Raw genomic sequence first — 24,957 nt, 5'->3', positions numbered from 1 at the left:
GGGATAAATCTTATATATTTAAATCTTAAAGAATGTTCATATTCATCTGAATAACAAATTTAAACTAATATGAAGTTTTTACGAATTGTACTAGGGACTGTTGTTGGCTTATTAGTCTTTTTCGGAATCATCACGCTAGTAATCATCGGAATTGCCAGTAGCGCGGCTTCTGACCAAGAGGTTGAAGTAGAAGAAAACTCTGTTTTAAAAATAGAATTAAACCAGCCCATAGTGGAAAGAGAAACTGAGGACCCTTTTAATACATTGTTATTTCCAGGTAACAATAATGGGAATATTGGTTTGATAGAACTAAATGAAGCACTAAAAAAAGCAAAAGAAGATGATCGCATCAAAGGAATTTACTTAGATGCTGGCATAACTTTAGGTGGTTTAGCTTCTCTCAGAGAAATCAGAAACTCCCTTCTAGACTTTAAAGAATCAGGTAAATTTATCATAGCTTATAGTGAGATTTTATCTGAAAAAGCTTATTACTTAAGCTCTGTAGCAGATGATATATATCTACATCCCCAAGGCAATATTGAATTCAACGGTTTTGTGGTTGAAGTTACTTTTATCAAGAATACCTTAGACAAATTAGGAGTTGAACCACAGGTATTCAGGGTAGGCGACTTTAAAAGTGCAGTAGAACCTTTGCTCAGGACAAATATGAGCGACTCTAGTCGTCTACAGTCCCAAGCATATATTAATAATCTATATGATATCATATTAGAAGAGATATCCAGTGAGAGAGATATCTCCATACCTGTCTTACGCCAGATTGCTGACTCAATGAAAGTTAGTTCTCCAGTTGAAGCTAAAAATTATCAACTGATAACCGATACGGCATATTATGATATGGTAATAGAAAAAATTGCTGAAGAACTTGGTCATGAGTCTGATGATGATGAACCATTGGATGCAGAGGATATTAATTTCATATCTCTCAAGAAATATGAAAAGGCTATTGCGCAGACAGCTGATGACTACTCCAGAAACAGAATTGCAGTTATTGTAGCCAGTGGTGCAATTGTCAATGGTAAAGGTGAAAATAATGTAATCGGTGGTGAAACCTTTGCTAAAGAAATACGAAAAGCCAGACTTGATGATAACATTAAGGCTATAGTGCTCAGGATAAATTCAGGTGGAGGTAGCGCTTTAGCTTCTGATGTAATGTGGAGAGAAGTTCAATTAGCTAAAAAGGTAAAACCTATCATTGCTTCTATGTCAGATGTAGCAGCCTCTGGGGGGTATTATATGGCCATGGGCTGTGATACTATTGTTGCACAACCTAATACAATTACTGGCTCTATAGGTATTTTCGGTATTATACCCAATGCAAAAGAGCTATTAAATAATATTGGCGTTACCACTGATTATGTCCAAACCGGGGAGTTTGCAAACATATTCAGCCTTACTCGTCCTTTGTCATCAGGAGAAAAGCAGGTAATCCAAAATCAAGTAGAACAGGGGTATGAGGATTTTACCACAAAAGCCGCAATGGGTAGAAATATGTCAATAAATCAGCTTAAGTCGGTTGCATCAGGAAGAGTTTGGAGCGGTGTTGAGGCTATGGAAAAAAACCTGATTGATGTGTTCGGTGGTTTAGATGTAGCCATTGCTATCGCGAAGGAGAAGGCCCAACTTGAAGACGATTACCAGGTGAAATACTATCCCAGGAAAAAGACTTTTCTTGAGCAGATAATGTCAGAATTTGATCAGGAAATTTCAGCTTATAGATTAAAAAGAGAGTTAGGTATTGCTTACCCCGCTGTCAAGCAACTTAAAGAACTACAGAATTTACAAGGGACCCAGGCCAGATTACCGTTTGAAATTGAAATAAAGTAAACTTACGCGCTTAGAGTGCTTCATGAACGTCTGTACTTGTATCTACTTGTTCTAAAATAAGATAGAAAAGAAAATCAATTAGCAATTAAAAAAAGGCTGGATTAAAATTTTTAATCCAGCCTTTTTTTAATATCATCATATCACCAATATCTTTTCTCATTGAGATGAAAGAAGGCCTTTTACTACCTGATCATTCAAAGGTTCAAGGACCTAAGTACACTTATTGCTTTTAAATATCCAGATTTTAGACTTTCCTTCCCTTCAGTTTCCGTTTTGATTGACAATACTGGCAGGTCATTACCATAGATATCAGAATGCAAAGACTTCACTTTAACACCCCCTATGTCCTGTAATACTCCGAAACGGATGAAGTTTTCATCAGCAAAACTTGAAATGTCCTGAATTAATTTATCATCATAAGGTAAAGCGTAAAAGATTTCGTTGATTTTTTCACGCGTGCAGTAATTTTTTAGTTGTTTAAGGTTTCCTACGACAAGAGGACTGCTAATATTATTATCAAAAAAACCGGCAAAGTGATAGCCTGATGATTTACCGTCAGTAAAATACTTGTGTAAACTCATTCCTGCAGGAGTATATCCAACTATTACCACTCTCTGCTTATTCTTTTCTAGGTTACAGATGTACCTGTAATACAATAAAGCAATGCTCTTAATGCCTATGGAGAAAATAATGAATAACAAATATAAATCAGCCAGAAAGGTAAATGATAACTGATCCAATCCCATAATGATAGCCACTGCAGCAGATAGTGGCAAATGGATGAGCGCTAACTTGAAAGTGTAAGCGAATATCTTTTTTATCCTTCTATGGTTTTCAACAGTATAAGCGTTTGTAAGTAAGCTAACAGTTACCCATAAAAGCAACCAAGCTAATGTATAAGACTTATACGCTGGTTGAGAATAATCCAAAATATCCTGCCAAAACCAAAAGATAAATTGATAGGAAAAAACAATAGCTAATGTTTCTACTATAACCAGCAGTACAATAAGAGTCTTTGAATATTGATTTGGCCTTAGTTTACTGATCATGTTCATTGAAAAAAAGGGTTAATACTATTAGTTAAAAAAATATCAAAATTGGCTTTCAAAAAATATGTTAACTTTTTACCAAATAAATTATATGATTTAGAGCTAACATTTTTCATCTCACACAATACTTAAAAACTGTAAATGCATTGATTTAAGACAAAAATAAAAAAAAAGAAGAATATTACATCATGTTTTGTAAAAAATTTTAATAAAAATATTATAATTATACAATAAAGTACTTTAGTGTCTTAATAAATGAATATCATCAAAAAGAGCTTCAAATAACTAGCAAAAAATAAATCGTTTGCACTATAAAAACACATACCATAAAAACTTGTTAAAAAAACATCCAGATCAATTAAATAATTTTACTCAACACATCATTTTATAGAAAAAAATTTAATTGATAGTTGCAATAGTTCGCCATCTCCTAATGAGTTATTCTTAATTTCAACTGTTTAATTATACTTCATCAGATTAAATACGCATAGTAAATGATATTAAAGTATAACACTGACTGTACATGTATAATCTGGCGAACCTGTGTTTTTCATTACATATATTTGTACACATATCATGCAAAAAGGTAACCTTTAACCTATAAGTTTTATTTTTTCCAATACCAATCAGTAAAGATTCTTATTTCCTTATTGAAAATAAAAAAAGCCGGACAAGCCGGCTAAAGGTTATAAAGTAGGAAGAATTAATACTAAAAGATGACTTTAAAAATATCATTAAAAATTGCGAATGTCATAAGCGAAAGCAAAAGTACCATCCCAACTTTTTGAGCACCTTCAAGGAACTTATCTGATGGTTTACGACCAGATATGATTTCATAGGTTAGGAATGTAACATGTCCACCATCCAGTGCAGGTATGGGTAAAAAGTTCATAAAAGCCAGCACCATTGATAATAAACCGGTGATTCGCCAAAAGCGGTACCAATCCCATGTTCCCCCAAATATCTGGGCTATACCGATAGGCCCACTTAGTGACTTAGAAGCTGAAACCTCACCACTAAAAATCTTACCTAATGCCTTGATATTGATCCAGACTACTTCAAAAGCTTCTGTAGTTCCTTTTGGTATCGCCTCTGCCAGTGTATAATCAGTCATAGCAAGATCCACCAGACGTTCTGTATAAAAACCTAGTGTACCATTTTCATTTACTTCAGCATTTAGAGTGACTGGTACGCTTGCCTCTTGCGCTTGATCAGGATTATCATTGCGCATTACTGTTAGAGAAACTTCTTGCCCTGCATTTTGAAGTAATGCACTTTGTAATTCATCAAAATATGTGATGGATTGACCATTGACATTGATAATTTTATCTCCTGCTTGAAGTCCTGCTTTATCAGCGTTACTATCTTTTTCTACTTTTGTAACCTGATAAGGAAATCTGTAATCAATAAAATTAGTAGCTGACTCTTTGTCAGATAATTTATCAATAAAGTCACCAGGTATATAGATATCAACAGTTTGTCCATTTCTTTCCACAGTATAATAGCTGCTATCGCCCAATAACACGTCCGCTCCTACCAAATCAGGAAATCCCTTGTAATCTTGGCCGTTTACTTTTACAATTTTGTCTCCAGTTTCAAGACCTATTTCTTTTCCCAGAGCATAGGCAACAATACCGTGTTCTAATATCTCCTCTTTTGGCACATAAGACTCCCCATATTGATAGGTAATCAGAATAAAGATGACGATGCCGGTAATGACATTTACTATGATCCCCCCCATCATTACAATAAGTCTCTGCCAGGCTGGCTTAGCTCTAAACTCCCATTCTTTAGGTTCTTCACTTAGTTTTTCAGTGTCCAGGGACTCATCTACCATGCCGGAGATTTTGACAAAACCACCAAGCGGGATCGCACCTAAATTATACTCTGTTTCACCATACCTGAATCCAAAGATTTTAGGAGGGAAACCAATGTAGTATTGCTCTACTCTCATTCCAAACACCTTGGCGGCCACTAAGTGGCCCAGTTCATGCAATCCTACTAATATTGACAAGCCCAATAATAGTTGGGCGGCCATCACTAATGCTTCCATTAATTGTTATTTGATTAATTCTTGAGCTCTTATTCTTGTTAATTTGTCTGTTTCCACATAGTCGTCGTACACAGGCTGCGCAATATAAGGAACTTGCTCCATACAACGGGCAACTATGTCAGACATGTCTAGAAAACCAATATTATCTCTTAAAAATTCAGCGACAGCAATTTCATTAGCAGCATTAAGGATACAGGGCATATTTCCTTTTCGCTCCATGGCCTCAAATGCCAGTGCTAGATTCCGGAAGGTGTCAGTATCTGCTTTTTCAAATGTCAATGAAGGGTAATCCATAAAGTTGAAACGTGGAAAATCGGCAGGTAGTCTTTCTGGATAACTCAGGGCAAACTGAATGGGTACCCGCATATCAGGCAATCCCATTTGAGCTTTGATGGATGAGTCCTGAAACTGAACGAGCGAATGAATAATGGACTGAGGGTGTACTACTACTTCTATCTGCTCTGTTTTTAATCCAAACAACCACTTGGCCTCTATCACTTCAAGGCCTTTATTCATAAGGGAAGCCGAATCTATTGTAACTTTTGCTCCCATATCCCAATTGGGGTGCTTAAGTGCCTCCTTTTTTGTTACAGACTTTAAATAGTCCCTGGCTTTTCCCCGGAACGGACCACCTGATGCCGTGAGAATTATTTTTTCAATAGGATTATGGAATTCACCTATTAGACACTGAAATATAGCGGAATGTTCAGAGTCAACCGGATACAAATTAACGCCCTTCTGAGCAGCGAGTTGAGTAATCAGTTCTCCTGCTACCACTAAAGTTTCCTTGTTAGCCAGGGCGATATGTTTACCAGCAGCTATCGCTCGTATAGTAGGAAGCAATCCTGCGTAACCAACCGTAGCCGTAAGAACAATATCAATCTGTTGTATTTCTACAACCTGAGCAAGTGCGTTGATTCCAGCATATACTTTTATAGGGTATTGCTGCAGAGATTCTTTTACATATTTATATAAAGCTTCCTCTACGATGACCACTGCATTGGGCTGATACTGAATACTTTGCTCAATCAGCAGGTCAGCATTTGTATTCGCCGTAAGCACCTCTACAGCAAACTTTTCTGGATAAGCATGGATTACCTCTAAAGCCTGTGTTCCGATTGATCCGGTTGAGCCTAAAATGGCTATATGCCTCTTTTCCTCATCATCTTTAATCATTCTACAAGGCTTATTTTATTTTAAAATCAATCAATAAATCTGCAATCTTACGGTCATTAGCCAAACGCGGAACCTTATTTTGTCCACCCAGTTTCCCCTGGCTTTTCATGTACTCTCTGAAGGCGCTGGGCTGCAAAGGAATAACTTTTAAACCTCTTAAGATATTACCTGAAATCAGGTCGTCATAATAAGAATTTAATTTTTGCAGGTGTAAATTTAGCTCTTTTTCAAAACCCTCCAAATCATGAGGGGACTGAGAAAATTCCACGAACCATTCATGCAGGGGTAAACCGCTTTCAGGATTGACCTGTGGTGCGACTGTAAATTCTACAATTTCTGTTTCAGAATATTTTTCACAGGTAAGTTGCATGGCTTTCTCTACTTCTTCTCCTATTACATGCTCTCCAAATGCGGAAATAAAATGTTTAATTCTTCCGGATACAATCAAACGATGCGGATACTTTGAAACAAATTTAACGGTATCTCCTATAGAATAACCCCACAGACCAGCGTTGCTGTTTATCACCAATGCATAGTTAACTCCTATTTCTACCTCATGAATGCTTAACCTGGGTGGGTTTTCCTGATGCACCTGATCAGCTGGGATAAACTCATAAAAAATACCTGAATCTACTAACAGCAATAACCCTTCTTCTTCTTGAGAATCCTGATAAGCAATAAAACCTTCCGAGGCAGGATATGTCTCAATTGAATCTATTGGCCTTCCTACAGATTCAAATATTTTTTTGCGGTAAGGGGCAAAATTTACCCCACCATATACAAATACCGAAAAATTGGGGAACACTTCTCCTACCGGCTTACCGGTTCTTTCAATAATCCACTCAAAATACATCTGTACCCAGGGAGGTATACCAGAAATCAGCGACATATCCTGAGTGATTGTTTCATCCACGATCTTATCCAGCTTTTTTTCCCAGTCTTCTATACAGTTGGTGGCATATGAAGGTAGCTGATTGGTCCTCAGATAGGCAGGTACATGGTGATTTACAAGACCGGACAGCCGACCAGTAGGAATTCCTGCTTTTTCATCCAGTACCGGGCTACCTGATAGAAAAATCAGTTTCCTATCCAGAAATTCTGATTTTCCCGTTTCATGCACATAGCTCAGTAAGGCATTTCTCGCAGAATTGATATGATTAGGTATGGATTCTTTGGTGATTGGAATGTATTTGGTACCAGATGTAGTACCTGAAGTTTTAGCAAAGTACGCTGGCTTTCCCTTCCATAGTACATCTTTATCACCTTTCAGTATTTTTTTAATATAAGGTGATAAGGCTTCGTAATCTCTTATTGGTACTGACTCTCTAAAATCTTCATAGGTACGGATATCCTTGAAATAATGATCTTTCCCGAATTGGGTATTTTTCCCTTTCTCGACAAGATATTTCAGTATTTTCTCCTGTGCCTTTTCAGCTTGCTTACTCCACTGCATTTGCTGCTTTACTATATACGCAGCAAAAGGTTTACTTAAAGTTGATCTTATTCCCATAAATAAAATAACACATAAAAAAAGCCCTAAACTAGCTAGGGCTTATTATAACTGATAGTAATGTAATATGTTACTTCACTTTATCAACGATTGCCTTGAAAGCATCCGGTTGGTTCATTGCTAAATCTGCAAGAACTTTGCGATTTAAATCAATGCCATTCGTTTTCAGGGCTCCCATGAACTGAGAGTAAGACATGCCATAGGCTCTTACCCCTGCATTAATTCTTTGTATCCACAATTGACGGATTTCTCTCTTCTTAGCTTTGCGGTCACGATAGGCATAAACCCCAGCTTTATCAACAGCATTCTTAGCTACTGTCCAAACATTGCTTCTGCGTCCCCAGTACCCTTTGGCCTGTTTCAGGACTTTCTTTCTTCTCGCTCTTGAAGCGACGTGATTTACTGATCTTGGCATTTCTTAGTTAAACGTTTTTGAGATATGGTGGCTTCTCAGCACTTGTAACCAAACCTCTGGTGAACAAAAAAACCTAATGGTTTATTAAATGTTAAGCATATCCTTAATACGAGACTCATCAGACTTATGCACCAAACCTGTATGGGTCAGATTACGCTTACGTTTGGTTCCTTTTTTTGTCAGGATGTGACTCTTAAAAGCATGCTTACGCTTAATTTTCCCGGTCCCAGTCAGTTTAAAACGCTTTTTAGCGCCTGACTTGGTTTTCACTTTCGGCATTGTTATGTATTTATATGATTAATTATGATAGAAATCTCTAAGGTATATTAGCTTTTGGCTTTTTGAGGTTTGGGTGCCATCATAACCGTCATGCGTTTCCCAACCAGTTTAGGCATTTCTTCTACCTTACCTAAGTCTTCCAATTCCTGAGCAAATTTCAAAAGAAGCATTTCACCTCTTTCTTTAAAAACAATAGTACGACCAACAAAGTGTACATATGCTTTTACTTTAGCTCCGTCTTTCAGAAAGCCTTTGGCATGGTTAAGCTTGAACTGGAAGTCATGATCATCGGTATTGGGCCCGAAACGAATTTCTTTGACAACCGTTTTTTGAGATTTCTGCTTAATTTCCTTTTGCTTCTTCTTTTGTTCGTATTTGAACTTAGAATAATCAATGATCTTACAGACCGGTGGATCTGCTTTAGGTGAAATCTCAACCAGATCCAGATTTTGATCTCTGGCCATTTTAACGGCAGTATCAATATCATGAATCTCGTTGTCAGCATTGTCGCCAACAACACGGACGAATTGTGCTCTGATCTTTTCGTTTATTTTGTAAGGCTCTTCCGTCCTTCTGACAAATCCTCTTTTCTTAAATTTGCTAATTTTCTACCTCCTTTGGTTTGTTATAAATCTATTTTTGCAAATATCTAGTAATATTTACTATTATCAAAAAGCAATAACTATTAAATAATACAAAATACGGTGAATAAAGTTTCACTACTACTTGATTTTAAGCCTTAATGGAACTTAGTTTTTATTTGATTGACTTTGAAAATAACCTACAAACTCATCAAAACCAAAACTTCCGATGTCACCATCACCATGTTTTCGGGCCGAAACAGCCTGCTCTTCCTGCTCTTTTTCACCTACAATAAGCATGTAAGGGATTTTATTTACTTCAGCATCTCTGATCTTTCTGCCAATTTTTTCATCCCGGTGATCAATGATACCTCTGATATCGTACTCCGCCAGTTTTTGGAGGACCTGTTCAGCATATTCAGCATATTTTTCAGAGATAGGCAGTATTGTGACTTGCTCAGGCGCCAGCCATAAAGGAAGGTTCCCACCAGTATGCTCCAGCAATATAGCGACAAAGCGCTCCATTGAGCCAAAGGGAGCCCGGTGAATCATTACCGGACGATGTTTTTGATTGTCAGCTCCAGTGTAAGTCAGGTCAAAGCGCTCTGGTAAAGTATAATCCACCTGAATGGTTCCTAGCTGCCACTGACGCCCTAGGGCATCTTTAACCATAAAATCTAATTTTGGCCCGTAAAAAGCAGCCTCACCATATTCAGTAATTGTATTCAGGTTCTTTTCTTCTGCTGCTTCTACGATTGCCCGCTCAGAGATCTGCCAGTTTTCATCACTACCAATGTATTTAGAATGATCTTCCTGATCACGTAAAGAGATTTGTGCAGTGTAATTCTCAAACCCCAAAGAGCCAAACACATACATGACCAGGTCAATGACTTTTTTGAACTCGTCTTTAACCTGATCGGGACGGCAAAAGATATGGGCATCGTCCTGAGTAAAACCTCTCACGCGCGTCAAACCATGTAATTCACCACTTTGCTCATAGCGATAGACCGTACCGAACTCCGCATAACGTATTGGTAACTCTTTATAGGAATGGGGCTTACTCTTATAAATTTCACAATGGTGAGGGCAGTTCATAGGTTTAAGCAAAAATTCCTCATCCTCGTGAGGGGTAGTAATCGGCCTGAATGAATCCTGCCCATACTTCTCATAATGACCTGAAGTCACATACAATTGCTTCTGCCCAATATGCGGAGATATGACCTGCTCATATCCAGCTTTACGCTGGGCTTTCTTCAGGAAGTTTTCTAATCTTTCACGCAGCAGTACTCCCTTTGGTAACCAAAGGGGAAGTCCAGCCCCGACTTTTTCAGAAAATGTGAAAAGTTCCAATTCTTTACCAAGCTTACGGTGATCTCGCTTCTTGGCTTCCTCCAGCATTTCCAGATATTCTTTCAGCTCTTTCTGCTTGGGAAATGTGATCCCATAAATACGGGTAAGCTGTTTGTTATTTTCATCTCCTTTCCAGTAAGCGCCAGCTACATTCAGTAACTTTACTGCTTTGATAAAGCCGGTGTTGGGGATATGTGGTCCACGGCAAAGGTCAGTAAAACTTCCCTGCTTATAGAAAGTGATACTACCATCCTCTAACCTGTCCAGCAGGTCAAGTTTATATTCATCACCTTTATCTTTATAATAATTTACCGCGGATTCTTTGGATATAGGTATGCGCTCATACACATTTTTTTCCCTTGCAAGCTCCAACATCTTCTGCTCGATTTTCTCCAGTTCATCTGAGCTGAATTCTCTGTCACCAAAATCTACGTCATAATAATAACCGTTTTCAATAGGTGGGCCAATGCCAAACTTGATTCCAGGATAAAGTCCCTCCAATGCTTCAGCCATAAGGTGAGCAGAAGAATGCCAAAAAGTAGATTTACCTTCAGTATCTTTCCAGGTTAATAACTGAACTTCTGCATCTTGCTCAATTGAACGGCTGGCATCCCAAACTTCTCCATTAACTTTGGCTGCCAATACATTACGCGCCAAGCCTTCGCTAATACTTTGTGCTATTTCTAATCCACTAACTCCTCGGGGGTATTCTCTCTGTGATCCGTCAGGTAGTGTAATCTTAATTTCTTTACTCATATAAAATTTACGCTTACTTATTCTCTGGTTCGTCCGGCGTGATTGGCTGCAAAGGCGCCAATCCTTTTTTCATTTTCTCAAATTGTTCCTCTTGCTGCTTTTGCCACAAATATGCAACTTTTCTTCGGAGATAATCTAGTTCATCGCTTGCTAATTTATACAGCTCTTGCTGTTGTAAGGAGTCTTTTTCTAAAATCTCTTCATACTTTGCGATAGACTGCTGATAATTTCTTCTGTTATTGTAGATTCTAGCTTGAGTAATAAGCGCTTCTTTATCATTAGGGCGGAAGGTAAGCATCTGATCGGCATAAAAATCGGCAGAGTCATACCAGTTTTTTTGATAATACAGGTGCATTAATTCCTTATTCAGGGAAAAGAGATCAACATTACCCTCATCTTTTATCTGATAAAGGATGGTACTTGCGCTGTCTATATTTCCAACTCTCTGCAAGATTTTAGCTTGCTGAAATAATATTCGGTCACTCACCTCACCCTTCTGATAAGCCAGATTTTTGTCCATGTATCTACGTGCTTTATTGTAATCTTGCGTATTCATGTACATTTCTACCAAAGCCTCGTAGACATCAGCTTTCTCAGCACCCAGTTCTAAGCTCTTTAGTAATTGAGGCTCCGCGGCAGCTGTATCTTTTCTTGAGGCCAGTGCCTTACCTTTCATCAGATAGTTATACGGGTTGTTTGGCGCTAATGCTAAGGCACTATCACTATAAAGCATTGCATCAGTGAAATAATTACTATTCAGGCTGGCCTGCGCCAGTATTTCATATAACTCAACTGATGCTCCTCCATACTTTAGGGAAGCTTTGGCATCGCTAAATGCTTCTCGGTTTTGCCCTTTTTGCAAGTGTACTTTAGCACTGATAAGGTGATAAAGTGGATCTTTGTCATTCAGTTCTAAAGCTTTCCTGATACTGGCCAATGCATTATTTAATTTATTTTGCTTCAACAGCAATTCCGCCCTGCGGTAATAAGCTTCGGCATTATCCGGATCTTCATCAATAATCTCATTGACCACAGTTAAACCGTAATCGTAGTATGAAGGGTCAAAGTCCGGGAGTGCTGGAATCTGATGCTGCTCCTGTTGAGAACATGAGAAGCTGAGACCAGCTATTATTAAGGTTACGCAGTACCTGGCTGATAATTGTTTCAAGAAAAAGTACATGATAAAATTTGTTTACCGCTTTGTTAACACAATTATCGTAGAAATCATTGGTAAATTATCGGTAAAAACTGCCCACATCTGTCATGGTATTTTTATCTCCTGCATACATGGCGTAATCAAAGCCTTTGTGTAAAGCATATGAACCAACCTCTCCGTTTTTACCAAGTGCCAGAAATCCAATCTGGATATCTTTGGCATTTTTCTGCTTAGAAATACGCTTGATCGCTACCTCGCATGCCTCCTGAGGGGTGTAACCCTGACGCATCAGTTCTACAATCAAATGTGCACCACATATTTTGATAATGGCTTCTCCCATACCAGTAGCAGTAGCTGCCCCTACCTCATTGTCTACATATAAGCCTGCCCCTATGATAGGTGAGTCACCGACTCTGCCATGCATTTTGTAAGCCAAGCCGCTGGTAGTACAGGCTCCTGATAAGTTTCCTGCTTCATCCAGAGCAAGCATGCCTATTGTATCATGATTCTCTATGTTGATAATGGGTTTATACTCGGCCTCTACCAACCATTCCTTCCAGGCTTTTTCTGCTTTTTCAGTGAGCAGATTTTGTTTCTCAAAGCCCTGATCTAATGCAAATTGCTGGGCCCCTTCACCTACCAGCATTACGTGGGGAGTCTTTTCCATGACTAATCTGGCCACAGATACCGGATGCATGATCTCCTCCAGGCAAGCTACAGCACCGCACTCCCCCTTTTCATCCATGATGCAGGCATCCAAAGTTACCCGCCCATCACGATCAGGTAACCCACCATAGCCTACGCTCAGGTTATCTTCAGCCTCAGTGACTTTCACCCCTGCTTCTACTGCATCTAAGGCACTGCCTCCCGCTGAAAGTATTTGCCAGGCACCTTCGTTGGCAGCCAATCCATGCCGCCAGGTAGAGACCACTACAGGTTTCTTGGCTTGCCTGTTCACAGAATACCCAAATACCGGTCTTAAAGCAGCCAGATTACCTATTCCAAATGTAGCAGCAGATATTTTCTTTAAAAATGATCTTCTTTGTGTCATGACAGGTTATAGCATTAAATAAGTTGAGATTGTGTATTTGAAATAGAAAGTTGCAGAAGCTTTAAAATTAGTGAATTCCCAGCGCATTGGCACTGTTTACGCTTCAAAATCGTTCAATCCTCAAGCAATAAATGCTTAATTATGAAAAATGGCCAAATTTTGTTAGTTCTTGTTTTTCTCCTCATGGGCCAGGTATTACTCGCACAAAGGACACAAGAGTATACTACTAACTCAAAGAAAGCGATTAAATATTATGTTGAGTCTACCAATTATTTTATACGTAGGCAATATGGTCCTGCGCTGGAACTTTTGAGTGCTGCGGTAAGAAAAGATGGAGGCTTTGCTGAAGCCCATCTGAGAATGAGCAAGATTTTTAAGTCTATGGGTGATGAAAATAACATGAAGCATCATCTCCAAAAAGTGGTCAAATCTGAATATAACAATCCTAAGTTCTCAGAAGCACATGTGTTGCTCGCCGAAATATACTTTGAAATTGGCGAGTATGATGAAGCAGAAGAGTTGGCACAACATGTCATTAATCTAAAGAACGCCCATAAGTTGATGCAGGATGATGCACGATATCTTTTGACAAACATTAAATTTACACAAGAAAACATTAACAAGCCAGTTGATTTCCAACCCAAAGTGGTAACTGGTGGAGTTAACCAGCTTGGATTGCAGTATTTCCCAGTACTCACAGTTGACCAGAAAAGTATGATCTTCACAGGAAGAAGAGGCTCTCGTCCCCAGTATGATGAAGACATCTATATAAGTAAAAAGCAGGATGATGGTCAATGGTCAAAGCCTGAGCTATTGTCAGACAACATCAATACCCGTGCAAATGAGGGGACCTGTACCATATCCGCGGATGGAAGAACGCTGATTTATACTGCCTGCCAGGACAGAAGCGGCTTCGGAAGCTGTGACCTCTACATAAGCTATAAAATTGGTGATGAATGGACAATGCCGAAAAATTTAGGCAATCAGGTAAATGCCAGCTCCTGGGAGTCGCAGCCTTCACTTTCAGCCGATGGAAATACATTGTATTTTGTATCTGACAGAAAAGGTGGAATCGGCCGAAGAGATATTTATGTGACTTATCGTAATGAAGAAGGCGACTGGTGTAAAGCAGTAAATCTTGGCAAAGAAATTAACACACCACGTGATGAAGTGTCTCCTTTTATTCATGTTAATGGACAGACACTCTATTTCGCTTCCGATGGGCTTCCTGGCTTTGGGAAGTTTGACCTTTATGTTGCTGAAAAAAATGAAAACAGCTGGTCACCTCCCAAAAACCTTGGTTATCCTATCAATACCAAAGAAGATCAGGCCTCACTTTTCATTACTGCTAATGGGAAAGATGCCTACTACTCCAATGAGAATAGACAGGGTGATCATTACGTCAGCAGCTTAATTTATACTTTTGTAATCCCCGAAGAGATAAGAGTTACCAATCGGAGTAGTTATGTTGAAGGTATTGTTTATGATGCCGTAACCAAAAAGCCGCTGGGCGCCACGGTAGAGCTGATGGACCTGAATAAGCAAAAAAAAGTTGCTGATGTAAATTCTGATCCTAAGAATGGTGAGTACCTGATGGTATTGACTGAAGGTTCTGAGTATGCGCTGTATGTAGACCGTGAAGGCTATTTGTTTCAGAGTCTGGCATTTAATTACACGGTAAAAGGAAATACAAACCTACAAGAGCCAAAACATATAGATATTTATCTACAACCTATTGCCAAGGGTAAGGAGACGGTGTTGAATAATATCTTTTTTGATGTGGATAAGTACGAAATCAAAGAAATCTCTAAACCGGAACTCAACAAAGTGGTGCGTTTTCTTGAAGAGAATTCTGAAATAAGTATTGCTATCAATGGACACACCGATAATCAGGGAAGTGCTGATTATAATTTGGAGCTTTCAGCCAAGCGAGCTAAAGCAGTACATGACTATCTGGTTGATGCTGGAATTTCTGAGGAAAGGCTACAATCCAGAGGATACGGTCAGTCCAAGCCTATCACCAGCAACGATACGGAAGAAGGCAGACAGAAAAACAGAAGGATTGCCTTTGAGATCTTGTAAGCACTGCTGCTTTTATTTTTTTTAGATTGTAAAATGAAAAGCAATACGGAAACGAGCATCAGCCCTTCCAATGCGCTTATTTCTGCCGAGCATTTTTTAACAGAAGAAAGTTTAAAAATTGAGTTTCGTCAGGGTAAAAAATCTTTGTAAGAGACGCTACAAATGATAGATCATCATCATAACTCAAAGACAATGCATCAGATATGCTGTTCTGTTAAAAGGATGATAAAGAGCTCAAATTATTTAATTCAGAACTTAGCTTAGGAGAAATTTAACGGAATGTAAAATTTAATACAGAAGCATCAATATCAGAAACTCAGCGTGAACACTGTTCCCCCGCCGATAATAGATTGAACACTGATATTTCCTTTATGCAGGCGCATGATTTGTCTTGAAAGGCTTAATCCTATTCCGGAGCCGTTTTTCTTTGTAGTAAAGAAAGGGATAAAAATCTGCTCTACCAGTTCTCGTTCAATACCTATTCCATTATCAATCACCTGAATTATTTTCTGATTCTTTTCATTGACAAAAGCATAGACATCTATTTCGGGATTTTTAACCTTTTGAAGTGCATATATTGCGTTGTTTACCAGGTTAATCAGGACCTGCTCTATAAGTTCAAAATCTGCTTTTATCTCTAAATTCGCGGGTTCCACCTTCTTATTCCAGGTAATATTTTTCTCATGCAGCTTTGGCTTTAACAAGGCATGTAACCTTTCTATTAGCATACCCACTTTAACTGAACGAAACTGAGGTTGAGCAACTTGAGTAAGGCTTTTGTAGGCTTTTACAAAGTTAATCAACCCATTTGTTCTTTCCTCAATTGTAAGCAGGCTTCCATGTAAGTCTATCACTTCACTATCATTCAGAACGTTCAACTTCAAGCCATTATCTTCATCTATATGAATCAGCATCTCACTCACCATTCCTGTAAGGTTTGAAATTGGAATCACTGAATTCATGATCTCATGCGTAAGGACTCTTATCAGTTTTTGCCAGGAGGCCACTTCCTGCTCTTCCAGCTCGGCGCGAAAATCCTGTATAGAGAGCAACTTAAATTCTTTGCCTTGCATTTTGAATTCAGTGGCCTGCAACAAAATATGTAAAAGCTGTTGCTGAATAATGACCCGGATTAATGCTTTTTCTCCTGCTTGAATATTCTTGATTGTATGATATAGCTCACTATCTATTGCTTGTACATCTTCCAGATGTCTAAGCACTGGCCTCTTCAAAAGTTGTTTGGCAGCAAGATTAACAAGTTGCACTTTTCCTTGCTGATCCACACATATCAAAGCCACGGAAACTTGTTCTACAATATTCTGGAAGTAATGATGGTTGCTTTCTTTCTCCTGTCTGAGCTGCTGAAAAGTGCTTACCAGCTGATTGAACGCATGACTCAGCATATGCCCTTTCAGAGCTGGGTGCTTATAATATGTATTGGAAAAATCACCCTGTCGGATGGCAATCACCAGGTTTTCCATTTCAAGATGAGTTCGTTCAATAAAACGAATCAGTTCAAAAAAGAGTATGAGCAACAATAAACCTAACCACATAGATACCAACCAGAAGTGCGTCTCGGTCAGTACATACATTATGCTGAAGCCGATAGCTATGATAAGCAACAGCCGTATAAATATTTGCGTCCTGAATATCGTTTTTTGCATAGTGTTCTAAGGGAAAAGGTTCCTGGAGTTAGAGTTCTTAGTGATAAGATGGATATCTGCTTTGGAAAAAAACATTGCAGTTTTTAAAAATTTTCCCGTATCAACCAATAATAGCCATTACACACCTTAAGACTACTACAGGCCATACTTCTTCATTTTACGGTAGAGTGTGCTCCGTCCCATACCCAACTCCTTTGAGGCCTGGCTAAGGTTTCCGCTATGTTTCCGTATCGCTTCTGAAATCGTCTGTTTTTCTACTTCTTCCAGATTATAGGATGACTTCAGCGTAGCGCCTGTCGCTTGTCTTTTTTTTGACAAAAGAAAATCTTCTACATCCAAAGTTGAAGAATCACTCATGATCACAGCCCTTTCCACCGCATGTTGTAATTCACGTACATTGCCTGGCCAGTGATACTGTCGCAAATGCTTCATGCTGCGCTCATTAATTTTGAGTGCAGGCTTTTGATACTTTCTGCCATACAGGTCTAAGAAATAATGCACAAGCACCGATATATCTTCCTGCCTTTTCCGTAAGGGAGGAAGCTGAATTTCAACTGTATTGATACGATAAAGCAAATCCTGACGAAAGCCGGGATGCTCTTGCTCTGCCAGCTCATACAATTGCATATTGGTAGCACTGATCAGTCTCACATCAATTTGCAATGGCTTGTTTGTACCTACCCTTACGATTTGCTTACTCTGCAAGGCTGTCAAAAGCTTGGCTTGTAGGGGCAGTGAAAGATTGCCGATCTCATCCAGGAACAAGGTTCCTCCGGAAGCAATTTCAAACCTACCGGCTCTGTCTTCCACCGCTCCGGTAAATGCTCCCTTGGCATGACCAAATAACTCGGATTCAAATAAGGTTTCTGTCACTGCACCTAAGTCTACTTTGATAAAGGCTTGAGGTGCTCTCGGAGATGAGCGGTGAATGGCTCTGGCTACCAGCTCTTTTCCCGTTCCGTTTTCTCCTAGTATCAGCACATTGGCATCCGTGACTGAGACTTTCTTGATGGTATCAAAAATCTGATCCATTGCCTCAGATTGGCTTATGATCTCCTGAAAAGAGCTTTCCAAATCCTGGCTCAGCGCCTGTTCACGGTGCTTCAGCTGGCTGACCTCCTGCTCCGAACGATGTCTGTGGTAATGTGACACTATCGTAGCAGCCAGTCTTTCTTTTTCCCAGGGTTTGGTCAGAAAGTCTACCGCACCCTCTTTCATGGCATTGACTGCTAAATCAATGTCTCCATAAGCGGTGGTAACGACTATCTGCGCCTTCTCATCTACTTTCAACATCTCTTTGATCCAGAACAAGCCCTCCTGCCCGCTGGTTTTTCCCTGGACAAAATTCATATCCAGCAGTATCACATCAAAATGTTCTTTTTCCAGCAGAGGCATTATTTGGGAAGGATGGCTTTCTGTTCTGACCTGGGTGAAAAGTTGTTTCAGAATCATTTTGGCAGTATACAGCACCGCCTGATCATCGTCTATAATGAGAATTTTGCCTTCCTTTTTATCCATGGATGAAGGTAAAGTTTGTTTCAATATGACACAATGATTAGTTTTAGTAAAACACTTACATCCTACTACTCATGCATACCAGACATATTTTTTTGCTGTTTCTCTTACTACCTTTTCTCACAAAAAACACAAGCTCAAACTTCTTTTTGCCAGATAACGCTCTTCATCAATCAGTCTATGCTGATGAACCTCAATTTACTTTAAACGCTCTTGACACTGTCATACTGAAAAATCAGTGGAAACACTATTCTACTGAAAATGGTGATTTAGAAATACCTAACACCGGCAATCAGCAAACTGCCTCTTTAGTATGTGACCTGGATAAAGATGGTGTGCTGGACTTTGTAATTACCGAAAGGACACAGGCCCCTTCAGTGGTGTGGTACAAGAAACAAGGTGAGCGTTGGGAAAGACAAATTATTGAGGATGAGGCTCTTCGTATAGAAGCAGGTTCTGCTCACCTGGATATTGACGGTGATGGCGACCAGGATATTGTCTTTGGGGGTGAAAGCCGAAGTAATGAAGTCTGGTGGTGGGAAAATCCCTATCCAGATTTCAGCCAAAGCTGGAAGCGCTACACCATCAAAAAGTCCGGTAAGAACAAACATCACGACCAGCTTTTCGGTGACTTTGACGGTGATGGAGCGCAGGAGCTGGTGTTTTGGAACCAGCAGGCACAAACGCTATTTCTGGCAGAAATTCCATCTAACCCAAAAACTGCTGAAGAGTGGCCTATCCAAAAGATTTATACTTACAGTACAGATAGTGAAATGGAGCAACTGGGCCAGGAAGGTTATCCGTCCTGGAAAGCCACCCATGAACACGAAGGTTTGGCCAAAGCAGATATAGACCAGGACGGAATTGAAGATATCATCGGTGGTGGAAGGTATTTTACCTTTTCCAATGATAGCTATCAGGAAAACATCATTGATGCCAGCTATACTTTTACCCGTGCAGCAGCCGGACAATTTATTGAAGGGGGGAGACCGGAAGTCATATTAGTGGTTGGCGATGGTGTAGCCCCTATGATGCTCTACGAATGGAATGAAGGTACCTGGAAAAGGAAAGCCATCCTTGAAAAAGTAGACAACGGTCATACCCTTGAGGTAGGCGATTTCAATCAGGATGGGCAGCTTGATCTCTTTACTGCCGAAATGCGTTTTGGTGAGGGAAATCCCGATGCCAAAACCAGGCTACTGCTGGGCGATGGAAAAGGCAGTTTTCATGAAGAGGTTATCGCCACCGGTTTTGGCGTACATGAGGGTAGAATTGCTGACCTGGATGGTGATGGTGACTATGATGTGTTAGGCAAACCCTATACCTGGAAAGCTCCTCGTCTGGACATTTGGATCAATGAAGGCGCGCCATGAGGACTTTCATTAGAGCTTTTCTTTTGTTCATACTTACTGCCTGCCACTACAATTCCCCAAAACCAGTCATAACACTATGATATGGTGAGACTCAGCATTTCGGTCAGAAGGGCTATCCGCAAAGATGGGCTAACATACTGGGAAACATTAACAGTGATAAAGGGATTGATCAAGCTTTTTATCGTATCAATGGAGAAACAGAGCGTGTATTTAGCCTGGGAACTGATAAACGTAGATTGGCCAAAAAGGGAGATTTCAACCTGGACATTCCTATAGATTCATTGCTAGAGGGAAAAAATTATGTCACGGTATTTGTCCAGGATAGCCTGGGCAATGAGGTCTCTCTCGATTTAAGCCTGTACCTTCACCCTAAGCAAGCCTGGCCGCTGCCTTACCACATTCATTGGGATAGTGTTGAGCACTTACAGGAAGCGGTGCAAATTGTCGACGGAAAATGGAAACTCACAAAAGCAGGCCTACGCACTGAAGAACCTTATTATGACAGGGTGATCGCAATCGGTGACGATAGCTGGCAAGATTATGAAGTAAGTACATCCGTGATATTTCATGATTTCAGTCCACGCCAAAAAGGTCCACCTACATTTGGGGTAAGTCATGCAGCCATCGCCACCCGCTGGCCAGGCCATGACCTGGATGAGCATCAGCCCCATGTCAAATGGTATCCTCTGGGGGCCACATCAGAATTCAGACTTACCACACAACTGGATAGTTGTAGATGGCGTATTTTTGATGGAGAAAACCTCTATGCAGAAGATAGCTGTGGGCTTCGCAGCATCCAACTGAATACAAAGTACAGGATGAAACATCAGGTAAAAAATCTGAATGACTCAACCACTCGCTATAGTGTAAAACTTTGGGAAGCTCAACGGCCTGAGCCTTCACACTGGGATTTTGTAGCAAGAGAAGTTGCCGATGATAATCTACAGTCGGGTAGCGCTCTACTGATTGCCCACAATACCGATCTTACGTTTGGTGATATTGAAGTTATAGCAATTCCATAACCGGCCTTACTTTTTAAACTTGACTCTCAACTTCACTTCCTGGCTTATGGCTACTCCATCGCGGGTAGCAGGCTCCCAGGCAGGGCCTTCCTCTAGCAGTCGTATGGCTTCCTGGTCCAGCCAGTCTCCTGCGCTTTTTTCAACCATAATGTCGCCTGGCTTTCCATTTGGAAACACTGTAAAGGATAGTTTTACTACCCCTTTATCTCCCTCCTTCCAGTCTTCAGGGTATCTTTGGTGGTCGCTCAGGTATTTTCTATAGGCTTGCATGCCCTTAAGCGGTTTGGCCGAAGTGACTGAAACTTCTTCTCTTTCACTTCCAAACCCCATCGTAACTACTTCACTTAATGACTGCATGTCCTGCTCTAAAGACACTGCTAAAGTATCCTGTTGATTTACATTTACTTCAGTGGTTTGGTAGCCAATTGATGAAATGACCAGTTTGTTATAATCCTGAGGGAAGTCAATGACAAAGCGCCCTTCTACATCAGTAATGCTACCGATAGTAGTTTCTTTAACCAGCACATTTACGCCGGGGAGAGGATTTTTATTTTCCTGATCAATGACTCTCCCGCTGATGGTTTTCCAGCCCTCATGCATAGCCTGTAGGGCAGCAGATGAAGGCCTACCTGAACGACTCATATTCTCCGGATCAGCTTTTGTTTTTCCTTCTTCCTGGCTGTTTTGTATTCCCTGAGATAAGGTGAAATTCTCATCATAAGCTTTTGGTTCTACCTCCTTTAATGATTGTCGGCCTCCATAAGATTCAGACGGATAAGAAGGAGAAGCAGAAAAAGAGTCTTCATCATCACTCCCTGAGTATGCTGACATCGCTGAAGGCTCTACCAAAGCCAAAGTCTGTGGCAATTTTTCTTCATTTACCTCTTGCGAATCGGTCAAATCCTCAGGCGGGAGCTGGCTTAGCGGAGAGAGTTCTGATTCCTTCTCAGCGTTTTCTTCCGGTACTGTTGCCGAAGGAACTTCCTCCTGCCTGCTCAGGCCAGACGTATCTGAGGGCAGCAGAAAAGTATAGACCACATAGAACAAACCTAATAATACTGCCAGTGAGGCCGCAACAGGCAACCAGTAAACCTTATGACCTTTTGTAGTTTTTGCTCTTTCCAGAATGCGGCCTTGTAGCTCTTCTACTCCATCAGCAAAACGATCTCCATCCTCCAGGACAAAAGTTCCTTCCAGCGCATCAGCTATAAAAGGTTCGGCTGATTTCAAAGCATGCAGATATGCTTCCTCTTCAGCAGACAAAGTCCCATCCCTGAACTTTTTCATCAGTTCTGTCCTCAGCAGGTCGCTATCTTTATGTAGCTTACTCATGGTTCTTTTCCACAAAAATTTTCAGATTACGTTTACCATTTTGTAAATAGCTCTTTACCTTCTTCAACTGATAGCCCGTTAAATCCGCTACTTCCTGATAAGACTTCTGTTCCAGATAAAACAGGCGAATACATTCCTGTTGTTCCACAGGCAAAGTTGGCAGCCCTTTCTCTATCAGGCTCCAGCGATCAACCGGCAGTTCTTCCAAACTTTGTTCTATTGTAGCTTCAGAAGGAGCTCCATAGCCATTTTCATGCAAAGGGTCTAAGCGATCCAGTTGATGCTTTTGCTGCGCCCTTAACTGCATAAGACAATGATTTTTGGTGACGGTAAACAACCAGCTTTTAAACTCCCTGACCTGAGTCTCTTTCAGACTTATCGTCAGCTTTTCAAATAGCTGCATTACCGCATCCTTACTGGCCTCTTCATCTTTGAGGTATTTCAGACATACTCCATATACCAGGTGGGTATAGCGACTGTACAAATCGCCCAGATACACCAAATCACCCGTGTGTGCATACTTTCGTAGCAAACTCGCATCATCCGGAACCACACGTGAAGTAAGTCTTTTCAAAAACATAAACACCAGTACTAATTGAGCAGTAGGCTAATTTCTCATACAAAGTTTAGACTGCCTCTTTGGTCAGTTACATCAGTAAGATGCTAACTCTCTTCATTTTCCATAAATCATGCTGAAAAAAAATTATTTCTCTCGCTTTATGGAATCTCCACTGCCTGAACATCTTACTAAAAAACAAATAATATTATGAAAAAGTATATTTTTATATTCATCGCACTGGTCCTGATGGCTTTTACCCATCGGCTCAGTACTGCTTACACTGTAACTGGAATTGTCACTTCTGCTGAAGATGGCAGCCCGCTGCCGGGAGTCAATGTGCTGATCAAAGGTACAGATTCAGGTACTATTACTGATTTAGAGGGGAAATTTCAGTTGGAAGTCACTACTGGCCAGGAGACATTAATCTTTTCTTCTATCGGTTTTGCCACAGAGGAAGTGAATATAAAGCAACGTAAAAAAGTCAATGTAAGCCTAAAGGCAGATGTGCAGTCTTTGTCAGAAGTAGTAGTTACCACATACGGAAGGCAGCAGCAGGCTAAGATGAGTCAGAATGTAAGGATGGAAGAAGCTGATTATGCGCACTCATTTCATGCACCGCAGGAAGAACCTATTCCGCAACACAATACCGAAAACTATGCGACCATCCACGAGAATGACTTCCTGGAAGTAAAGCATAATGCCCTTTCTACTTTTTCTATAGACGTGGATGCTGCCTCCTACAGCAATATCCGCCGTTTCATTGATCAGGGACAGATGCCACCCAAAGATGCGGTGCGCATAGAAGAAATGGTCAACTACTTTACTTATGACTATGCTCAACCTAAAGGTAACACTCCTTTTGCGATAGCAACCGAACTCTCAGCCTGTCCCTGGAATGAGGAGCATCAGTTGGTACACATTGGTTTGCAGGGCAAGCAGATTCCAACTGAAGACCTGCCCCCTTCTAACCTGGTGTTCCTGATAGATGTATCCGGCTCTATGAATGCGCCTAGCAAACTACCACTGCTAAAAAGCGCTTTCCGTATGCTGGTCAAGCAGATGCGGCCAGAGGACAGAGTAGCCATTGTGGTGTATGCCGGAGCTGCCGGTATGGTACTTCCTTCAACCCCAGCCAGCCAGAAAGAAAAGATCATGCTGGCGCTGGATCAGTTGCAGGCAGGGGGCTCTACTGCCGGTGGCGCGGGCATTAAACTGGCCTATACAATAGCAAAAGAGAACTTTCAGGAAGATGGAAATAACCGTGTCATCCTGGCTACCGATGGGGATTTTAATGTGGGGGAGTCCAGTGATGCGGGCATGGAACGGCTTATTGAACAGAAGCGGGAAGATGGAGTGTTCCTGACTGTGCTGGGCTTTGGCATGGGCAATTACAAAGATTCAAAAATGGAAATCCTGGCTGATAAGGGCAATGGGAACTATGCTTACATTGACAATATCCAGGAAGCCAAGAAGGTGTTGGTCAATGAGTTTGGTGGCACTTTATTCACCATTGCCAAGGATGTCAAGCTACAGCTTGAATTCAATCCCACCAAGGTGAAAGCCTACCGGCTACTCGGCTATGAAAACCGTGCGCTCAAGAATGAAGACTTCAATAATGACAAAAAAGATGCGGGTGAGCTGGGTTCAGGACATACTGTGACAGCCATGTATGAAATCATTCCTGCGGATAGTGAAGAAGATGTGCCTTCTGTTGAACCGCTTAAATACCAGGAGCAAAAAGTAAAATCCAATGCCAGACAGTCAGATGAAATGCTAATATTAAAGCTGCGCTACAAAAGCCCCGATGGCAGTAAAAGCCAGTTGATAGAACAACCTTTACTGGACCGTACTGTACGATTAGAGGACACCAGTGATAATTTCCGCTTTGCAGCAGCCGTCGCTGGCTTCGGGATGCTGCTGCGCGATTCAGAGTACAAAGGTGACCTAACTTATGATGCTATAGCAAGGTTGGCACAAGGAGCCAAAGGTGGTGACAAAGAAGGCTACCGCCAGGAGTTTATCCGCATGGTAGAATCCTGTAACCTGATGGCAAGCAAGTAAAAGGTGAGCAGGACTTTTCATTTTTTCAAAGAAATTGGAAAGTCCTCTTTTCCTCAATATACTTGATATAGGCACAAAATAATACCAAATGAAAAGAGGATTATTTTTTCATAAAAATCTTAATATTC

19 protein-coding genes are annotated in these 24,957 nt (G+C 40.5%); 5 read left to right on the top strand and 14 right to left on the bottom strand.

Features of this window, described 5'->3' with window-relative positions; translation table 11 throughout:
• The first annotated feature begins 69 nt into the window (after positions 1 to 69).
• Positions 70 to 1,845 (top strand): signal peptide peptidase SppA, encoded by a 1,776-nt coding sequence (gene sppA, locus OKW21_RS09945; protein WP_277479267.1) that lies wholly within the window; start codon positions 70 to 72, stop codon positions 1,843 to 1,845.
• A gap of 194 nt (positions 1,846 to 2,039) precedes the next feature.
• On the opposite strand, the gene OKW21_RS09940 is transcribed toward sppA, so the two are convergent.
• The 10 genes from OKW21_RS09940 to OKW21_RS09895 all read right to left on the bottom strand — a co-directional run bounded on the left by OKW21_RS09940 (position 2,040) and on the right by OKW21_RS09895 (position 13,221).
• Entirely contained in the window at positions 2,040 to 2,900 is an 861-nt protein-coding gene (locus tag OKW21_RS09940; protein ID WP_277479266.1) for a nucleoside-diphosphate sugar epimerase/dehydratase, read from the bottom strand.
• A gap of 703 nt (positions 2,901 to 3,603) precedes the next feature.
• Positions 3,604 to 4,947, bottom strand: coding sequence for an RIP metalloprotease RseP (gene rseP / locus OKW21_RS09935; protein WP_277479265.1), 1,344 nt, complete (start codon positions 4,945 to 4,947; stop codon positions 3,604 to 3,606).
• A gap of 6 nt (positions 4,948 to 4,953) precedes the next feature.
• On the bottom strand, positions 4,954 to 6,123 hold the full coding sequence (locus OKW21_RS09930; RefSeq protein ID WP_277479264.1) for a 1-deoxy-D-xylulose-5-phosphate reductoisomerase: 1,170 nt from the start codon (positions 6,121 to 6,123) through the stop codon (positions 4,954 to 4,956).
• A 10-nt stretch (positions 6,124 to 6,133) separates the two neighbouring features.
• Positions 6,134 to 7,633: a GH3 auxin-responsive promoter family protein gene (locus OKW21_RS09925; protein ID WP_277479263.1), complete on the bottom strand. Its 1,500-nt coding sequence runs from the start codon at positions 7,631 to 7,633 to the stop codon at positions 6,134 to 6,136.
• A gap of 70 nt (positions 7,634 to 7,703) precedes the next feature.
• Entirely contained in the window at positions 7,704 to 8,048 is a 345-nt protein-coding gene (gene rplT, locus OKW21_RS09920) for a 50S ribosomal protein L20 (RefSeq protein WP_277479262.1), read from the bottom strand.
• Between the two features lie 84 nt (positions 8,049 to 8,132).
• Entirely contained in the window at positions 8,133 to 8,327 is a 195-nt protein-coding gene (gene rpmI / locus OKW21_RS09915; RefSeq protein ID WP_277479261.1) for a 50S ribosomal protein L35, read from the bottom strand.
• Positions 8,328 to 8,374: 47 nt separating this feature from the next.
• Positions 8,375 to 8,932 carry a translation initiation factor IF-3 gene (gene infC, locus OKW21_RS09910; RefSeq protein ID WP_277487648.1) on the bottom strand — a complete coding sequence of 186 codons (558 nt, stop codon included), beginning with the start codon at positions 8,930 to 8,932 and terminating at the stop codon, positions 8,375 to 8,377.
• A 144-nt stretch (positions 8,933 to 9,076) separates the two neighbouring features.
• Complete coding sequence (gene thrS, locus OKW21_RS09905; RefSeq protein WP_277479260.1) at positions 9,077 to 11,014, bottom strand: threonine--tRNA ligase; 1,938 nt, start codon at positions 11,012 to 11,014, stop codon at positions 9,077 to 9,079.
• 13 nt (positions 11,015 to 11,027) lie between these two features.
• Complete coding sequence (locus OKW21_RS09900; RefSeq protein ID WP_277479259.1) at positions 11,028 to 12,194, bottom strand: tetratricopeptide repeat protein; 1,167 nt, start codon at positions 12,192 to 12,194, stop codon at positions 11,028 to 11,030.
• A gap of 55 nt (positions 12,195 to 12,249) precedes the next feature.
• Entirely contained in the window at positions 12,250 to 13,221 is a 972-nt protein-coding gene (locus tag OKW21_RS09895) for an isoaspartyl peptidase/L-asparaginase family protein (protein WP_277479258.1), read from the bottom strand.
• 141 nt (positions 13,222 to 13,362) lie between these two features.
• On the opposite strand from OKW21_RS09895, the gene OKW21_RS09890 reads away from it, so the two are divergent.
• Positions 13,363 to 15,303: an OmpA family protein gene (locus OKW21_RS09890; RefSeq protein ID WP_277479257.1), complete on the top strand. Its 1,941-nt coding sequence runs from the start codon at positions 13,363 to 13,365 to the stop codon at positions 15,301 to 15,303.
• Positions 15,304 to 15,611: 308 nt separating this feature from the next.
• On the opposite strand, the gene OKW21_RS09885 is transcribed toward OKW21_RS09890, so the two are convergent.
• Together OKW21_RS09885 and OKW21_RS09880 are read right to left on the bottom strand one after the other, a co-directional pair.
• Positions 15,612 to 16,967 carry a sensor histidine kinase gene (locus OKW21_RS09885; protein WP_277479256.1) on the bottom strand — a complete coding sequence of 452 codons (1,356 nt, stop codon included), beginning with the start codon at positions 16,965 to 16,967 and terminating at the stop codon, positions 15,612 to 15,614.
• 135 nt (positions 16,968 to 17,102) lie between these two features.
• Entirely contained in the window at positions 17,103 to 18,485 is a 1,383-nt protein-coding gene (locus OKW21_RS09880; protein ID WP_277479255.1) for a sigma-54-dependent transcriptional regulator, read from the bottom strand.
• Between the two features lie 146 nt (positions 18,486 to 18,631).
• Here OKW21_RS09880 and OKW21_RS09875 point away from each other — a divergent pair, with 146 nt between their 5' ends.
• On the top strand, positions 18,632 to 19,855 hold the full coding sequence (locus OKW21_RS09875; RefSeq protein WP_277479254.1) for an FG-GAP repeat domain-containing protein: 1,224 nt from the start codon (positions 18,632 to 18,634) through the stop codon (positions 19,853 to 19,855).
• A 236-nt stretch (positions 19,856 to 20,091) separates the two neighbouring features.
• Complete coding sequence (locus tag OKW21_RS09870; protein ID WP_277479253.1) at positions 20,092 to 20,877, top strand: hypothetical protein; 786 nt, start codon at positions 20,092 to 20,094, stop codon at positions 20,875 to 20,877.
• A gap of 6 nt (positions 20,878 to 20,883) precedes the next feature.
• Here OKW21_RS09870 and OKW21_RS09865 read toward each other — a convergent pair whose 3' ends face one another.
• Both OKW21_RS09865 and OKW21_RS09860 read right to left on the bottom strand, forming a co-directional pair.
• Entirely contained in the window at positions 20,884 to 22,209 is a 1,326-nt protein-coding gene (locus OKW21_RS09865; protein WP_277479252.1) for an energy transducer TonB, read from the bottom strand.
• Positions 22,202 to 22,789 (bottom strand): RNA polymerase sigma factor, encoded by a 588-nt coding sequence (locus OKW21_RS09860; RefSeq protein WP_277479251.1) that lies wholly within the window; start codon positions 22,787 to 22,789, stop codon positions 22,202 to 22,204. The genes OKW21_RS09865 and OKW21_RS09860 overlap by 8 nt, the downstream gene beginning before the upstream one ends.
• Before the next feature lie 186 nt (positions 22,790 to 22,975).
• Here OKW21_RS09860 and OKW21_RS09855 point away from each other — a divergent pair, with 186 nt between their 5' ends.
• Positions 22,976 to 24,829, top strand: coding sequence for a vWA domain-containing protein (locus tag OKW21_RS09855; protein ID WP_277479250.1), 1,854 nt, complete (start codon positions 22,976 to 22,978; stop codon positions 24,827 to 24,829).
• Positions 24,830 to 24,957: the final 128 nt, after the last annotated feature.

Origin of the sequence: Catalinimonas alkaloidigena, assembly GCF_029504655.1 — a bacterium.
GTDB lineage: Bacteria > Bacteroidota > Bacteroidia > Cytophagales > Cyclobacteriaceae > Catalinimonas > Catalinimonas alkaloidigena.
This window is presented reverse-complemented; position numbering and strand designations above follow the sequence as displayed.

What these genes read in the sequence shown, in the direction of transcription:
- sppA (WP_277479267.1), top strand. Translation starts at nt 70, where the DNA reads ATGAAGTTTTTACGAATTGTACTAGGGACTGTTGTTGGCTTATTAGTC.
- OKW21_RS09940 (WP_277479266.1), bottom strand. Translation starts at nt 2,900, where the DNA reads ATGAACATGATCAGTAAACTAAGGCCAAATCAATATTCAAAGACTCTT.
- rseP (WP_277479265.1), bottom strand. Translation starts at nt 4,947, where the DNA reads ATGGAAGCATTAGTGATGGCCGCCCAACTATTATTGGGCTTGTCAATA.
- OKW21_RS09930 (WP_277479264.1), bottom strand. Translation starts at nt 6,123, where the DNA reads ATGATTAAAGATGATGAGGAAAAGAGGCATATAGCCATTTTAGGCTCA.
- OKW21_RS09925 (WP_277479263.1), bottom strand. Translation starts at nt 7,633, where the DNA reads ATGGGAATAAGATCAACTTTAAGTAAACCTTTTGCTGCGTATATAGTA.
- rplT (WP_277479262.1), bottom strand. Translation starts at nt 8,048, where the DNA reads ATGCCAAGATCAGTAAATCACGTCGCTTCAAGAGCGAGAAGAAAGAAA.
- rpmI (WP_277479261.1), bottom strand. Translation starts at nt 8,327, where the DNA reads ATGCCGAAAGTGAAAACCAAGTCAGGCGCTAAAAAGCGTTTTAAACTG.
- thrS (WP_277479260.1), bottom strand. Translation starts at nt 11,014, where the DNA reads ATGAGTAAAGAAATTAAGATTACACTACCTGACGGATCACAGAGAGAA.
- OKW21_RS09900 (WP_277479259.1), bottom strand. Translation starts at nt 12,194, where the DNA reads ATGTACTTTTTCTTGAAACAATTATCAGCCAGGTACTGCGTAACCTTA.
- OKW21_RS09895 (WP_277479258.1), bottom strand. Translation starts at nt 13,221, where the DNA reads ATGACACAAAGAAGATCATTTTTAAAGAAAATATCTGCTGCTACATTT.
- OKW21_RS09890 (WP_277479257.1), top strand. Translation starts at nt 13,363, where the DNA reads ATGAAAAATGGCCAAATTTTGTTAGTTCTTGTTTTTCTCCTCATGGGC.
- OKW21_RS09885 (WP_277479256.1), bottom strand. Translation starts at nt 16,967, where the DNA reads ATGCAAAAAACGATATTCAGGACGCAAATATTTATACGGCTGTTGCTT.
- OKW21_RS09880 (WP_277479255.1), bottom strand. Translation starts at nt 18,485, where the DNA reads ATGGATAAAAAGGAAGGCAAAATTCTCATTATAGACGATGATCAGGCG.
- OKW21_RS09865 (WP_277479252.1), bottom strand. Translation starts at nt 22,209, where the DNA reads ATGAGTAAGCTACATAAAGATAGCGACCTGCTGAGGACAGAACTGATG.
- OKW21_RS09860 (WP_277479251.1), bottom strand. Translation starts at nt 22,789, where the DNA reads ATGTTTTTGAAAAGACTTACTTCACGTGTGGTTCCGGATGATGCGAGT.
- OKW21_RS09855 (WP_277479250.1), top strand. Translation starts at nt 22,976, where the DNA reads ATGAAAAAGTATATTTTTATATTCATCGCACTGGTCCTGATGGCTTTT.